Here is a 13,962-nt window from a genome sequence, read left to right on the forward strand (position 1 = left end):
GCCCCACCCGCCGTCACGGCCCCGTCACGCGTCCGTCATCTCCCGGCGTGTGAAGTCCCTGTTGGGTGAAAAAAACTGGTCCGAACAGTTGGGCGCCGTCATACGGAGGTAGCAACACATCCGGCACTTCCGCCGGTCGACATCCGAGGGAGCACCTCCATGAAGCTGCGCACGATGGCGGTGGCCGGCGTGGCCGCGCTCGCCCTGACCGGTATCGGCATGGGCTCGGCCCTGGCGCAGACGCCGCCGCCGGTCGCCACCATCCCGAGCCTCACCGGCCAGAGCACGTCGGTGAAGCTCGACAGCGGGTTCACCGACGCGCTGAAGTCGCTCGACGTCACCCCGGCGCCGACCGGCGACGCGACCGTCACCGACGGCACCGCGAAGTTCCCGATCACCGGCGGCAACGTCACCGTCTACAAGCCCGGTGAGGTCACGCCCTACGTCCAGGGCACGATCATGCACGACGGGTCGGGCCTCTCCCTGACCAAGGGCGACACCAAGGTCACCCTCGAGAACTTCGTGATCGACCCGGGCCAGCCCGCCACGCTCAAGGGCAAGGTCTCGGCCAACGGCAAGACCGTGGCCGACTCGGTCACGCTGTTCGACCTCGACGGCTCGACCCTGAAGCCGATCACCACGGACGCCTCGGCGGGCACCGCCACGCTGACCGGCACCACGGTGAAGCTGTCGAGCGACGCGGCGACCGCCCTCAACAAGGCGTTCTCCACCGACGCGCTCAAGGGCGGCACCACCGTCGGCATCGCGACGATCGTCGTGAACCTGCCCGGCCAGGGTGGTAGCGCGATGCCCGGCACCATGCCGAAGGGCGGCGCCGAGACCGGTGCCGGCAGCACCGCCACCGGTGGCATCGACGAGACCCTCGTCGGCGCCGGTGTCCTCGCCCTCGCCCTCGCGGGTGGCGCGCTCGTGGTCGTCCGTCGTCGGGCCGGCCAGAACTAGTCCAGCACGGTGACGGGGGGTGCGCCGGACGGCGCACCCCCCGTCCTCGTCTCCGCCCTCCTCCGAGGAGTACCGCATGACAGCGCCGACGGCGCAACCGCCCGGCACCGACCCGACGCCGCCCCGCCGGTCCCGTCGGGCGGCGTTCCTGATCGGGATCGCCGTCCTGGTCGTCGCGGGCGTGGCCCTGCTGGTGCTCGGACTCGCGGGCGCCGGGGAGACCCGCTCGGCCGCCCCGATCGCCGCCCCCGACGCCCGTCCCCCGGTCACCGTGTCGGCGACGCCGGCGCCCGCCGCCCCGGGCCTGCCGCCGTCCCCTCCCGTGAGCATCGACATCCCGGCGATCGGGGTGCGCTCGGTGGTCAACGCGAGCGGGCTCAACCCGGACGGCAGCATCGAGGTCCCGGCGCCCGGGCCGCAGTACGACGAGGCGTCCTGGTACACCGGGTCGGCGAAGGCGGGACAGGACGGCCCCTCGGTCATCCTCGGCCACATCGACTCGGCGAAGAACGGGCCCTCGGTGTTCTACCGGCTCTCCGAGCTCCGCCCGCTCGACGAGTTCACCGTGACCGCCGCCGACGGCCGGACCCTCGTCTACAAGGTGAACTCGGTGCAGACCTACCCGAAGAACGCCTTCCCCTCCGAGGCCGTGTATGGACCGACCACGCGACCCGAGATGCGGCTGATCACGTGCGGCGGGCCCTTCGACGACAGCGCCCGCTCCTACCGGGACAACACGGTGGTCTACGCGAACCAGATTTCGCCGTGAGCCGCTGATCCCCCTTCATGACGACGGGCCCTGCCGCAGTTGCGGCAGGGCCCGTCGTCGTGAATCGAGCGACTACTCGTCGTCCTTCGTCGGCATCGTCTTCGCGACCGACATCAGGAACTCGATGTTCGTCCGCGTCTTGCGCAGCCGGTCGAGGATCAGCTCGATCGCCTGCTGCGAGTCGAGCGCGGCGAGCACCCGGCGCAGCTTGTGGGTCACGGCCCGCTCGTCGGGCGAGAGGAGGAGCTCCTCCTTGCGCGTGGACGAGGCGTCGGGGTCGATCGCCGGGAAGATGCGCTTGTCGGCGAGCTTCCGGTCGAGCTTGAGCTCGGCGTTGCCGGTGCCCTTGAACTCCTCGAAGATCACCGTGTCCATCGTCGAGCCGGTCTCGACCAGCGCGGTCGCGAAGATCGTGAGCGAGCCGCCGTCCTCGATGTTGCGCGCCGCGCCGAGGAACCGCTTCGGCGGGTAGAGCGCCGTCGAGTCGACACCACCGGACAGGATGCGACCCGACGCGGGGGCGGCCAGGTTGTAGGCCCGGCCGAGGCGGGTGATCGAGTCGAGCAGCACGACGACGTCGTGCCCCTGCTCGACGAGACGCTTCGCCCGCTCGATCGAGAGCTCGGCGACCGAGGTGTGGTCCGACGGCGGCCGGTCGAAGGTCGAGGCGATGACCTCGCCCTTCACCGTGCGCTGCATGTCGGTGACCTCCTCCGGCCGCTCGTCGACGAGCACGACCATGAGGTGGACCTCGGGGTTGTTCGTGGTGATCGCGTTGGCGATCGCCTGCAGCACCATCGTCTTGCCGGCCTTCGGGGGCGAGACGATCAGCGCGCGCTGCCCCTTGCCGACCGGCATGACCAGGTCGATCACGCGGGTCGACAGCAGGTGCGGCTCGGTCTCGAGGCGCAGCCGCTCGTTGGGGTAGAGCGGCGTGAGCTTCGTGAACTCCGGACGGCGGCGGGCCTGCTCCGGGTCCAGCCCGTTGATCGAGTCGACCCGCACCAGCGGGTTGAACTTCTGCCGGTTCTGCTCGTTCTCGCGCTGCTGCCGGACCTGACCGGTGACGGCGTCGCCGCGCCGCAGCCCGTACTTGCGCACGAGGGAGAGCGAGACGTACACGTCGTTCGGGCCGGCCATGTAGCCCGACGTCCGCACGAACGCGTAGTTGTCGAGCACGTCGAGGATGCCGGCGACGGGGATCAGGACGTCGTCGTCGCGGACCTCGGGCTCGCGGGTGTCCTGCGGGCCCTCCTGACCGCCGCCGCGCTCGTTGCGGTTGCGGCGACGGTCGCGGAACCGCCGACCACGCCGACGGCCGCCGCCGTCCTCGTCGTCGTCGTCGTCCGCGCGCTGCTGGCCCTGCTGGTCCCGCTGCTGTCCCTGCTGCTGGTCACGCTGACCCTGCTGGTCCCGCTGCTGGTCACGGCCCTGCTGCTGGTCACGGCCCTGCTGGCGGTCCCGGCCCTGGCCGTTCCCGCGGCGACGACCCCCGCGCTCGCCGTCGGAGTCGTCGTCGGGGTCCGCCTGCTGGTCCCGGCCCTGGTCGCGGTCCTGCTGCTGGTCCCGGCCGCCCTGGCGGTCGCCGCGGGCCGGACGGTCACGGCCGCCCTGGCGGTCGTAGTCCTGGCGGTCGGCGCGACGCTCGGGCCGGCCCTCGTCCTCGCGGGGCGCCTGCTCGGGCGCCTCGGCCGGCGCCGCGACGGCGCTCGCCCCGGGCTCGGCCGGCGTGGCGGTGTCGTCGGCGCCGGGGCCGGCGTCCCGGCGGGCGCTGCGACGGCGGCGGGCAGGCCGCTCCGCCGAGGCGTCCTCGTCGGTGTTCTCGCCGGTGCCCGGCCCGGCGGGCTGCTCGACCGGCGTCACGCCCGCGGCCGCGTCGGCGTCCGCCGCGGGCGCGTCGGTGGCGGCGGTGACCGCCCCGGCGATGCCGCCGGTGTCGCCGCTGCCGTCGGCGGACTGCTCGGCGTCGGGCGTCACGGCCTTGCGCCGGCTGGCGCGACGGCGGGCGGGCTTCTCCTCGACCGGGGCCGCCGCCTCGGCGGCCTCCTCGGCGGCCGCGGCCTCCTCGGCCGGGCCCTCCCCGAGCGGGAGCTGGGCGGCGCCGGACTGCCGCTTCTTGATCTCCTCGATGAGGTCACCCCGGCGCATGCCGGTGGTGTCGGTGACGCCGAGTGTCCCGGCGAGCTCGCGCAGCTCGGCGAGCACCATCCCGGACACACCTCCACGGCGGCGACGTTCGGTGCCGGCGGGAGCGGCGTCGGGGGTGATGACGTCGGTTTCGGTCACGCAGGTCCTTCCTGGACCGGCCGGGGACTCCTCATCCCGGGCCAGCGGACGTGTCCGCGCGCATTCGGGCGCACGAATCCACTGCAACGCCGCGTCGCGGGAAGCAGGTTCGGGTGGATCGGCGTCCCGGGAGCAGGGCACGTTGCGGAACATCTGGGAGGCAACGACCGGGCGGGACCGTCCGAGAACCGGAGCGGGGAAGACCGTCCCGGGATCCCCGGGGCGTGGCACCGGCGCGGATCACGCTGGTCGCTGTCGGTGGCCAGACTAACCCCAGCAGCACAGGTGGGCAACAACCGGGTGGCGCGACCGGGGTCCGGGTCCGCTCAGACCGTGACGACCGCGCCCGCGGTGTCGATCGGGAGGCGCACCGTGTCGAATCCGCTGGTGGGGAGGCCGTCCGGCAACGGCTCGCCGGTCGTCAGCGCGAGCACCGTCGGGCCGGCGCCCGACACCACGGCCGGTACGCCCGCGTCGCGCAGGGCGTCCACCAGGGTCGCGGTCGCCGGGTAGGCCGGGCGGCGGTACGGCTGGTGCAGCCGGTCCTCGGTCGCGGGGAGCAGCAGCTCCGGTGCCCGGGTGAGCGCGTGCACCACGAGGGCCGACCGGGAGGCGGTGAACGCCGCGTCGGAGTGCGGCACCCGGTCGGGCAGCAGCCCCCGGGTGGCCTCGGTCGAGCTGGAGTGCTCGGAGACGAACGCGACCGGCACCACGTCCGGGTGCGGCTCGAGGTGCGCGGCCCGGTAGCCGGGTCGATGGTCGAGCCCCGCTCCGCTCCGTCTCCCCCCGCCGGTGCACCACGTGACCACCAGCCCGCCGTACAGGCACGCGGCGACGTTGTCGGCGTGGCCGTCGAAGCGGGCCGCCAGGTCGAGGACCGCCTCGTCGTCGGGAGCCTTCCCCGGACCGAGCAGGCCGCACGCGGCGACGATGCCGGCCACCGCGGCCGAGGCCGACGACCCCAGCCCGCGGCTGTGCGGGATGACGTTGCGGCAGGTCAGGTGCACCGACGGCCGGTCGACGCCGGCCAGCTCGTAGGTCGCGCAGACGGCCTTGAGCACGAGGTGCCGCTCGTCGCGCGGCACCCGGCCGGCGCCCTCGCCGTGCACCTCGACGGTGCTCGGGCCGCCGTCGATCTCGGTGAGCTCGATCTCGTCGTGCAGCCCGAGCGCGAGCCCGAGCGAGTCGAAGCCCGGCCCCAGGTTGGCCGAGGTGGCCGGCACACGGACGCGGACGGAGCTCATCCGAGCCCGAGTGCTTCGGCCACGGCGTCGACCCGCTCCGGGACGACGACGGGCTCGGGCACGTCGGCCAGCGCCGTCCCCGGGTCCTTCAGTCCGTGCCCGGTGACGGTGCAGACCACGAGCCGGCCCGGGGTGAGCTCACCCGCGGCGGACCGTGCGAGCAGCCCCGCCACCGACGCGGCGGAGGCGGGCTCGACGAAGACGCCCTCGCGGGCCGCCAGCATCCGGTAGGCGGCGAGGATCGCGTCGTCGTCCACCGCGGTGATGCGGCCCCCGGACTCGTCGCGCGCCGCGATGGCGCCGTCCCACGAGGCGGGCGAGCCGATGCGGATGGCGGTCGCGATCGTCTCCGGCTGCTTCACCGGCGCGCCGGAGACCAGCGGCGAGGCACCCGCGGCCTGCACCCCGTGCATCTCCGGGGTGGCCTCCACGATGCCGTCGCGGTGGTACTCGACGTAGCCCCGCCAGTAGGCGGTGATGTTGCCGGCGTTGCCGACCGGCAGGACGTGCAGGTCGGGCGCGCGGCCGAGCTGGTCGCAGATCTCGAACGACGCCGTCTTCTGGCCCTCGATGCGCGCGGGGTTCACGGAGTTGACCAGCGCGATCGGGTGCTCCTCGGCCGCCTTGCGGGCGAGCTCGAGGCACGCGTCGAAGTTGCCCTCGAGCTGCAGGATGCGGGCGCCGTGGGCGGTGGCCTGGGCGAGCTTGCCCAGCGCGATCTTGCCCTGCGGCACGAGCACGGCACAGGTCATGTCGGTGCGCGCGGCGTAGGCGGCGGCCGAGGCGGACGTGTTGCCGGTCGAGGCGCAGATGACGGCCTTCGCGCCGCTCGCGGCCGCCTCGGTCATCGCGACGGTCATGCCGCGGTCCTTGAACGACCCGGTCGGGTTCGCGCCCTCGATCTTGAGGTGGACCTCGCAGCCGGTCAGCGCGGACAGGTGCGGCGCCGGCAGCAGCGGCGTGCCGCCCTCGCGCAAGGTGACGACGTCCCAGCCGTCCTGCACGTTCGGCATGCGGTCCCGGTAGGCGCGGATGACGCCGGGCCACTCGACGCGGGTACCGAGCAGGCTCACTGACTTCCTCCGAGGGCGCTCACGGGACGGCCGAGGTCCTCCACGCGCAGGATGCTGGCGACACCGCGGACGGACTCCAGACCCGACAGGGCCTCCACGGTGGCCCGCAGGGCCGCGTCGGGGGCCTCGTGGGTCACGACGACCAGTGTGGCGGGCGCGTCGTCCTCACCGCCATGACCTGGGTCGCGCTGCCCGCCCTCCTGCTTGACGGTCGCGATCGACACGTCGTGGTCGGAGAACACCCCGGCCACCGCGGCGAGCACGCCCGCGCGGTCGTGGACGTCGAGGTTGACGTGGTAGCGGGTGCGGACGTCACCCATCGACTGCACGGGCAGGTGCGCGTACGCGGTGTCGCGCGGACCCCGGCCGCCGATCACCTTGTTGCGGGCCGCCGCGACGAGGTCGCCGAGCACGGCGCTCGCGGTCTGCGGGCCGCCCGCGCCCTGGCCGTAGAACATGAGCGGGCCCGCGGCGTCGGCCTCGACGAAGACGGCGTTGAACGCGCCGGAGACCGAGGCCAGGGGGTGCGAGCGCGGGATCATCGCCGGGTACACGCGCGCCGAGACCACGGCGCCGTCGGCGGTGTCGACCTGCTCGCAGATCGCCAGCAGCTTCACGGTGCACCCGAGCGCCCGCGCGGAGGCGATGTCGGAGGCGGTCACGTCGCGGATGCCCTCGCGGTACACGTCCGCGGCGGTCACGCGGGTGTGGAAGGCGAGGCTCGCGAGGATGGCGGCCTTGGAGGCGGCGTCGTACCCGTCGACGTCGGCGGTCGGGTCGGCCTCGGCGTAGCCCAGCCGCCCGGCCTCCTCCAGCGCGTCCGCGTAGCCCGCGCCGGTCGACTCCATCGCGGAGAGGATGAAGTTCGTGGTGCCGTTGACGATGCCCGCGACCCGGCGGATGCGGTCGCCCGCCAGGGACTGCTGGATCGGCCGCAGCAGCGGGATCGCGCCGGCGACGGAGGCCTCGTAGTAGAGGTCGGCGCCCGACTCGCGGGCGGCGGCGGCGAGCGCCTCGCCCTCCTCGGCCAGCAGCGCCTTGTTCGCGCTCACCACCGAGCGGCCGTTCTTCAGCGCGTCCAGGAGCAGGTCCCGCGCCGGCTCGATGCCGCCCATCAGCTCGACCACGACGTCGACGTCGGGGCGCGCGACGAGCTCGGCCGGGTCCGTCGTCAGCAGCTCCGTGGGCACGTCGGCGTGGCGCTGCGGGCGGCGGACCGCGATGCCGGCGAGCTCGACGGGCGCGCCGACGCGGGCCGCGAGCTCCTCGGCCTGCTCGTCGAGCAGCCGCACCACCTGCGATCCCACCACCCCGCAGCCGAGCAGGGCGACCTTGATCGAGTCGCTCACAGCACCTCCAGGCGCGCCAGGTCGTCGAGGGTCTCGCGGCGCAGCATCGTCCGGTCCGCGCCGTCGCGGACCACGACGACGGCGGGCCGCGGCACCTTGTTGTACGCGCTCGCCATCGCGTAGCAGTAGGCCCCCGTGGCCCCGACGGCCAGCAGGTCGCCGGGCGCGAGGTCGGCGGGCAGCCAGCAGTCGCGGACCACGACGTCGCCGGACTCGCAGTGCTTCCCGACCACCCGGCAGAGCACCGGGGTGTCCCCGCCCGGGTTCGCGGCACCGGGCTCCGCCGTCGCCGCGGACCGCGACACGAGCCGGCAGTCGTAGGCGGCGTCGTAGAGGGCCGTGCGGATGTTGTCGCTCATCCCGCCGTCCACCGAGACGTAGCGGCGACGGGCGCCGCCGCCCAGCTCGACGTCCTTGATCGTGCCGACGGTGTAGAGCGTGACCGTGCCCGGGCCGGCGATGGCGCGACCCGGCTCGACCGCGATCCGCGGCACCGGGATCCCGGCCCGCGCGCACTCGCGCCCGACGATCGCGTGCAGCTCCCCCGCCAGCCACGACGCCGTCCGCGGCTGGTCGGCCGTGGTGTAGGCGATGCCCATCCCGCCGCCCAGGTCGACCAGCGCGCTCGCCGTGTCCGCCAGGTCGCCGTGCTCGGCGCGGATGTCCGCCAGCAGCCCGACGACCCGCCGCGCGGCGAGCTCGAACCCGCCGGCGTCGAAGATCTGCGAGCCGATGTGCGAATGGAGCCCCACCAGGCGCAGGCCGCGGGACTTCAGCACCCGGCGCGCCGCCTCGGCGGCGTCCCCACCGGCCAGCGAGAAGCCGAACTTCTGGTCCTCGTGCGCGGTGGCGATGAACTCGTGGGTGTGCGCCTCGACGCCCACCGTCACGCGGACCATCACGTCGGCGACGCGGTCCCGACGACGGGCGAGGTCGTCCAGGCGGGCGATCTCGGCGAAGGAGTCGACCACGACCCGCCCGACGCCGGCCTCGAGGGCCGCGTCGAGCTCGCCGACCGACTTGTTGTTGCCGTGCATCGTGATCCGCTCGACCGGGAAGCCGGCCCGCAGCGCCGTCGCGAGCTCGCCCTCGCTGCAGACGTCGAGGCCGAGGCCCTCGTCGGCGACCCAGCGGGCCACCTCCGTCGTCAGGAAGGCCTTGGACGCGTAGTGCACGAGCGCCGGGTCGCCGTAGGCCTGCGCGTGGTCGCGGCAGCGGGACCGGAAGTCGGCCTCGTCGACCACGAACAGCGGGGTGCCGTGGCGCTCGGCGAGGTCGCGGACGTCGACGCCGGCGAGGCGGACGACGCCGTCGTCGTGCCGGGCGGCGTGGCGGGGCCAGACGACCTCGGGCAGCACGTCGAGGTCCGCGCCGGTGCGCGGGAGCGGGCCGGGGACGTCGTGCGCCGGCAGCACGTCGGCGTGCCGGGGCCCGGCGGGGTGGGCGCGGGTCATTTCTCTACATCCGTTCCGGGGCGGAGACACCGAGCAGACCGAGGCCGGAGGCGAGTACCGTGCGGGCCGCCTCGCAGAGGGCCAGACGCGCCGTGTGCAGCGGGCCCGGCTCCTCGTCACCCTGCGGCAGCACGCGGCAGGTGTCGTAGAAGCGGTGGTAGGCGCCGGCCAGCTCCTCGAGGAACCGGGCGACGCGGTGCGGCTCGCGCAGCGCGGCGGCCGAGGCCAGCACCCGCGGGAACTCGCCGAGGGTGCGGATCAGGTCGCCCTCGCGGGGCTCGACCAGCAGCGCGAGATCCGGGTTCTCCCGGCTGACCCCCAGGTCGGCGGCGTTGCGGGCGAGGGCGGAGAGCCGGGCGTGGGCGTACTGGACGTAGAACACGGGATTCTCGTTGGTGCGCCGGCTGATCAGGTCCAGGTCGATGTCGAGCACCTGGTCCACGCTCGAGCGGGTCAGCGTGTACCGGGCGGCGTCCACGCCGACCGCGTCGACGAGGTCCTCGAGCGTGATGATCGTGCCCGCGCGCTTGGACATCTTCACCGGCTCGCCGTCGCGCAGCAGGTTCACCAGCTGCCCGATCAGCACCTCGACCGTCGCCGGGTCGTCGCCGAACGCGGCCGCCACGGCCTTGAGGCGGTGGATGTAGCCGTGGTGGTCGGCTCCGAGCATGTAGATCGCCAGGTCGGCGCCGCGGGCCCGCTTGTCGCGGTAGTAGGCGATGTCGCCCGCGATGTAGGCGGGCCGGCCGTCGGACTTGATGACGACCCGGTCCTTGTCGTCGCCGTGCTCGGTGGAGCGCAGCCACCAGGCGCCGTCGGCGAAGTACAGGGCGTCGTCGTCCTTGAGCTTCTGCACGGAGTCCTCGACCGCACCGGAGGCGTGCAGCGCGAGCTCGGAGGACCAGACGTCGAAGTGCGTGCCGAACGACTCCAACGACGTCCGCATCTCGTCGAGCATCACCGCGACGCCGAGCCGCTTGAACGCCTGGAGCTGCTGGTCCTCGGGCTGGTCGAGCACCCCGGGCTCGGTCTCGACGACCTTCGCGGCGACCTCGGCGACGTAGGCGCCGCCGTAGCCGTTCTCCGGGACCGGCCGGCCCTGGGCGGCGGCGATGAGCGACTCCGCGAACCGGTCGATCTGTGCGCCCGCGTCGTTGACGTAGTACTCCCGCGTCACGGCCGCACCCTGGGCCTCGAGCACCCGACCGAGCGCGTCGCCGACGGCGGCCCAGCGCGTGCCGCCGAGGTGGATCGGGCCCGTGGGGTTGGCGGAGACGAACTCGAGGTTGATCGCCTGCCCGGTCAGCGCGTCACCGTGGCCGTACCCCGCGCCCCGCTCGAGGATCTCGGCGACGATGCCGGCCTGCGCGTCGGCAGCCAGCCGCAGGTTGAGGAACCCGGGACCCGCGACCTCCGCGGCGGCGACGCCGTCGGTCTTCTCCAGCCGCTCGGCGAGCCATCCGGCGAGGTCGGCGGGCTTCACGCCCGCCTTCTTGGCGCTGCGCATCGCGAGGTTCGTGGCGTAGTCGCCGTGCTCGGGGTTGCGCGGCCGCTCGACGGTGACCTCGTCGGGCAGCGCGGCCGTGTCGAGGCCGCGCTCGGTCAGCACGTCGACGGCGACGGCGTGCAGGAGATCGGCGAGCGCAGCGGGGGTCACGTCCGCCAAGTCTAGGGAGCCCGTGCCAGCGGGTATGCCGGTGGCTCGCGATCACCCCGGGTAGGGGGAACTCACACTCAGCTCATCCCTAGAATCGGGCGACATGGCGAGTGGACGCTCCACCGGGACCCCGCAGCGTGGCAAGGGTGGCCGCCCGCCGCAACGCGGCAAGAATCCGGTCGCGGGAGCGCGGAAGCGCTCCTCCTCGGCCGGTCGGGCGGCGCCGAAGAACCGGCAGGTGCCCTGGCTGCTGATCGGCGCGATCGTCGTCGTGCTCGCCCTGGTCGGCGGCATCGGCTTCTTCCTGTTCGACCGGTCGTCGCAGATCAGCCCCTGGCGCCCGAGCAGCGACAACCGGGACCCGTCCCTCGCCATCCCGGGGATCGTCACCCAGGCCTACGAGGGCAGCCACCACGTGACGCCGCAGCAGCGGGTCGCCTACGACCGGTTCCCCCCGTTCGGCGGTCCGCACGACGGTTACTGGGCCGCCTGCAACGGCCAGGTCTACCCCCAGCCGGTGCGCAACGAGAACATGGTCCACTCGCTGGAGCACGGCGCCGTCTGGATCGCCTACGACCCGACGCGGGTGCAGGGCGCCGCACTGGACACCCTCACCGCGAAGGTCCAGGGCCAGAACCAGATGATGATGTCGCCCTACCCCGGCCTCGACCAGCCGATCTCGCTGCAGTCGTGGGGCCACCAGCTCAAGGTGAGCGACGCGAACGACCCGCGGATCGACCAGTTCATCACCTCGCTCAAGGGCAACCCCAACGGCGTGTACCCCGAGGTCGGCGCCAGCTGCGACGCCCTCGGCCCGGGCGCCTTCGACCCGGCGAACCCGCCCCCGTTCGACCCGCCGCCGTACCCCCGGGACGCGCTGCCGATGACCTACCAGGGCACCTCGGGCGCCGGCGGCATGGGAGGCACGGGATGACGGCCTCGTCCGTGACCTCGCCCCCCGAGCCGCCCGTCGTCGACGACGAGTTCGACGACGACGGCGGCGGCTGGTGGTCCGACTCCCCCGGCTGGGCCCGGGCCGTCCTGGCCGGCGGCCTCGTGCTGATCCTGCTGCTGGTCGGCGGGCTCGTCGGCGGCCTGGTCGGACAGCGCACCGCGACCACCTACGGTCCCGCCGCGGGCTCGGTCGACGTCGGGTTCCTGCAGGACATGAGCGTGCACCACCGCCAGGCGATCCAGATGGCGGTGTGGGAGCGGTCGAACACCACCGACCCGGCGCTGCGCCAGACCGCGTTCGACATCGAGTCCTCGCAGACCCAGCAGCTCGGCATGATGCAGGGCTGGCTGCAGCTCTGGGAGCAGCCCACCGAGACCGCCCCGGGGCAGTACATGGCCTGGATGGGCATGCCGATGGCGTCGATGCCGGGCATGGCCTCCGAGGCCGACCTGCAGCGGTTCCGGGCGTCCACCGGGCAGCCGCTCGACGTCGCGTTCCTGCAGCTGATGCTGCGCCACCACCAGGGTGGGCTGTCGATGATGCAGGCGGCGGCCGCGCAGGCGTCGGTGCCGGCCGTGCGGACCCTCGCGCAGTCGATGGTGGCCACGCAGACGGCCGAGGCGCAGACGATGACGCAGATGCTCGCGGCCCGGGGAGCGGCACCCCTGCCGATGAACTAGATCGCGGGTCAGCGGTGGCACACGGCTGGCGCCGGACGTCAGTCGTGCGCCACGCTCGGACGGGGCGGGCCCCACCCGCGTGATCAACGGAGCCGATGCAGTAGTCTCATCCGCGGTACCGCCCCCGTAGCTCAGGGGATAGAGCACCGCCCTCCGGAGGCGGGAGCGCAGGTTCGAATCCTGCCGGGGGCACCCACGAACGGCATCCCTAGGATTCGCCGTATGGCGGACCGGTTGATCTTCCAGCTCGGCACCAACAACTGGCAGCGCGGCGGTGAGTTCGCCCCCGGGTCGGGCATTCTCCACGAGGCGCACCACCGGGCCTACAACGAGATCGACGGCGTCCGCGCCTACTCGATGTATCCCTCGCGCGTGCAGCGCTTCCGCGAGGAGGACGTCCGGGTCTTCGAACTCGACCACGACATCCCGATCTGCGAGTCCGTCTCCCCCGTCTCGAGCTACCGCTGGCACGCGATGAGCGAGGACGAGGTCGACGCCTACCGCGCCCGGCTCACGCGCGAGGTCACGGCGTTCATGGACGAGGTCGAGGCCTCGACGGGCGACGAGTTCACGCTGGCGATCGCCCACCACGCCTTCATGAACCCGGTCGTCATGCGCGACGTCATCGCCGCGCGCGTCGAGGCCGGGAAGCCCCGCATCCCGCTCGTCTGCTTCGTGCACGGCACCGAACTGAAGATGTTCCACAAGGAGCAGAGCGGGCAGGAACCCGAGGAGTTCCCGCTGCGCTTCCTGCCGTTCATGCGGCGCGAGAAGGTCTTCGAGGGCGGGGTGGACGTCGTCGCGTCCATCTCGTCGGAACAGATCGAGGCGTTCTCCGACGTGTTCCCGGAATTCCCCCGCGAGCGCGTCGTGCTCTCCCACAACGGTTACAACGACCGCGTCTTCCGCGAGTCGGACACCGCTCCCGCCGAGGCCCTGTCCCAGCTCGCCGACGACGTGCCCGACTTCGACGCCGTGGTGGCCTTCTGCGGCAAGTTCGCCGACTGGAAGCGGCTCGACGCCCTGCTGCGCGCGGCCGCGCAGTACGAGCAGGAGGACCGCCGCATCGTCACCGTGGTCGCCGGCGGCGGGCCCGAGGAGCAGCAGCGGGCGATGCGCGACCTCGTCGCCGACCTCGACCTGCAGCGGGTCGTGTTCCTCGGACCGCGTCAGCAGGAGGACCTGGCGACGATGTTCGCCGCGGCCGACGTCGGCGTGTTCCCGTCCTGGCGCGAACCCTTCGGCCTGGTGTTCCTCGAGTGCATGGCGTGCGGCACGCCCGTGATCGGCGCCGACTCCGGCGGCCCGCGGGACTTCGTCACCCCCGAGGTCGGCGTGCTCGTGCCGGAGACCGACGACCGGCAGGAACTCGCCGACTCCCTCGCGGCTGCGATCGACCGCGCGCTGGACGAGGACTGGAAGCAGACGAAGGGCCCGGGCGCCGCGGCGTATGCCCGGGAGAAGTTCAGCGTCGTCCGCCAGGTGTCGGACCTGCTCGCCGAGGTGGACCGCCTCACCGGTCGCTAGGTCGG

The 13,962-nt window shown here is 73.4% G+C and carries 11 protein-coding genes and 1 tRNA gene; 6 read left to right on the plus strand and 6 right to left on the minus strand.

All coding sequences use genetic code 11. The features are described from left to right. Positions 1-159 precede the first annotated feature (159 nt). Positions 160-963, plus strand: coding sequence for a GVDTG sorting domain-containing protein (locus QSK00_RS21790; protein ID WP_285594038.1), 804 nt, complete (start codon positions 160-162; stop codon positions 961-963). A 76-nt stretch (positions 964-1,039) separates the two neighbouring features. After that, entirely contained in the window at positions 1,040-1,732 is a 693-nt protein-coding gene (locus QSK00_RS21795) for a class F sortase (protein ID WP_285594040.1), read from the plus strand. Positions 1,733-1,804: 72 nt separating this feature from the next. Here QSK00_RS21795 and rho read toward each other — a convergent pair whose 3' ends face one another. The 6 genes from rho to argS all read right to left on the minus strand — a co-directional run bounded on the left by rho (position 1,805) and on the right by argS (position 10,795). Then, positions 1,805-3,940, minus strand: coding sequence for a transcription termination factor Rho (rho, locus tag QSK00_RS21800; RefSeq protein WP_285594309.1), 2,136 nt, complete (start codon positions 3,938-3,940; stop codon positions 1,805-1,807). A gap of 404 nt (positions 3,941-4,344) precedes the next feature. Then, entirely contained in the window at positions 4,345-5,262 is a 918-nt protein-coding gene (gene thrB, locus QSK00_RS21805) for a homoserine kinase (RefSeq protein WP_285594042.1), read from the minus strand. Then, complete coding sequence (thrC, locus tag QSK00_RS21810; RefSeq protein ID WP_285594311.1) at positions 5,259-6,275, minus strand: threonine synthase; 1,017 nt, start codon at positions 6,273-6,275, stop codon at positions 5,259-5,261. Before thrC ends, thrB begins: the two co-directional genes overlap by 4 nt. A 56-nt stretch (positions 6,276-6,331) precedes the next feature. Further along, positions 6,332-7,684: a homoserine dehydrogenase gene (locus tag QSK00_RS21815; protein ID WP_285594043.1), complete on the minus strand. Its 1,353-nt coding sequence runs from the start codon at positions 7,682-7,684 to the stop codon at positions 6,332-6,334. Next, on the minus strand, positions 7,681-9,138 hold the full coding sequence (gene lysA / locus QSK00_RS21820; protein WP_285594045.1) for a diaminopimelate decarboxylase: 1,458 nt from the start codon (positions 9,136-9,138) through the stop codon (positions 7,681-7,683). The genes QSK00_RS21815 and lysA overlap by 4 nt, the downstream gene beginning before the upstream one ends. Positions 9,139-9,142: 4 nt before the next feature. Then, entirely contained in the window at positions 9,143-10,795 is a 1,653-nt protein-coding gene (gene argS / locus QSK00_RS21825) for an arginine--tRNA ligase (protein ID WP_285594048.1), read from the minus strand. A 103-nt stretch (positions 10,796-10,898) separates the two neighbouring features. Here argS and QSK00_RS21830 point away from each other — a divergent pair, with 103 nt between their 5' ends. From QSK00_RS21830 to QSK00_RS21845, 4 genes are all read left to right on the plus strand, one after another. After that, a complete protein-coding gene (locus tag QSK00_RS21830) occupies positions 10,899-11,729 on the plus strand; it encodes a thioredoxin-like domain-containing protein (protein WP_285594050.1) in 831 nt (276 codons plus the stop codon). Then, on the plus strand, positions 11,726-12,430 hold the full coding sequence (locus QSK00_RS21835) for a DUF305 domain-containing protein (RefSeq protein ID WP_285594053.1): 705 nt from the start codon (positions 11,726-11,728) through the stop codon (positions 12,428-12,430). Before QSK00_RS21830 ends, QSK00_RS21835 begins: the two co-directional genes overlap by 4 nt. Before the next feature lie 120 nt (positions 12,431-12,550). Further along, positions 12,551-12,622, plus strand: a tRNA-Arg gene (locus QSK00_RS21840). Positions 12,623-12,652: 30 nt separating this feature from the next. Continuing rightward, positions 12,653-13,957: a glycosyltransferase gene (locus QSK00_RS21845; RefSeq protein ID WP_285594055.1), complete on the plus strand. Its 1,305-nt coding sequence runs from the start codon at positions 12,653-12,655 to the stop codon at positions 13,955-13,957. The last annotated feature ends 5 nt before the right edge of the window (positions 13,958-13,962 follow it).

The organism is Actinomycetospora sp. NBRC 106378 (genome assembly GCF_030269685.1).
GTDB lineage: Bacteria > Actinomycetota > Actinomycetes > Mycobacteriales > Pseudonocardiaceae > Actinomycetospora.

Coding starts and splice junctions, on each gene's coding strand:
- QSK00_RS21790 (WP_285594038.1), top strand. CDS start 160: ATGAAGCTGCGCACGATGGCGGTGGCCGGCGTGGCCGCGCTCGCCCTG.
- QSK00_RS21795 (WP_285594040.1), top strand. CDS start 1,040: ATGACAGCGCCGACGGCGCAACCGCCCGGCACCGACCCGACGCCGCCC.
- rho (WP_285594309.1), bottom strand. CDS start 3,940: ATGGTGCTCGCCGAGCTGCGCGAGCTCGCCGGGACACTCGGCGTCACC.
- thrB (WP_285594042.1), bottom strand. CDS start 5,262: ATGAGCTCCGTCCGCGTCCGTGTGCCGGCCACCTCGGCCAACCTGGGG.
- thrC (WP_285594311.1), bottom strand. CDS start 6,275: ATGCCGAACGTGCAGGACGGCTGGGACGTCGTCACCTTGCGCGAGGGC.
- lysA (WP_285594045.1), bottom strand. CDS start 9,138: ATGACCCGCGCCCACCCCGCCGGGCCCCGGCACGCCGACGTGCTGCCG.
- QSK00_RS21830 (WP_285594050.1), top strand. CDS start 10,899: ATGGCGAGTGGACGCTCCACCGGGACCCCGCAGCGTGGCAAGGGTGGC.
- QSK00_RS21835 (WP_285594053.1), top strand. CDS start 11,726: ATGACGGCCTCGTCCGTGACCTCGCCCCCCGAGCCGCCCGTCGTCGAC.
- QSK00_RS21845 (WP_285594055.1), top strand. CDS start 12,653: ATGGCGGACCGGTTGATCTTCCAGCTCGGCACCAACAACTGGCAGCGC.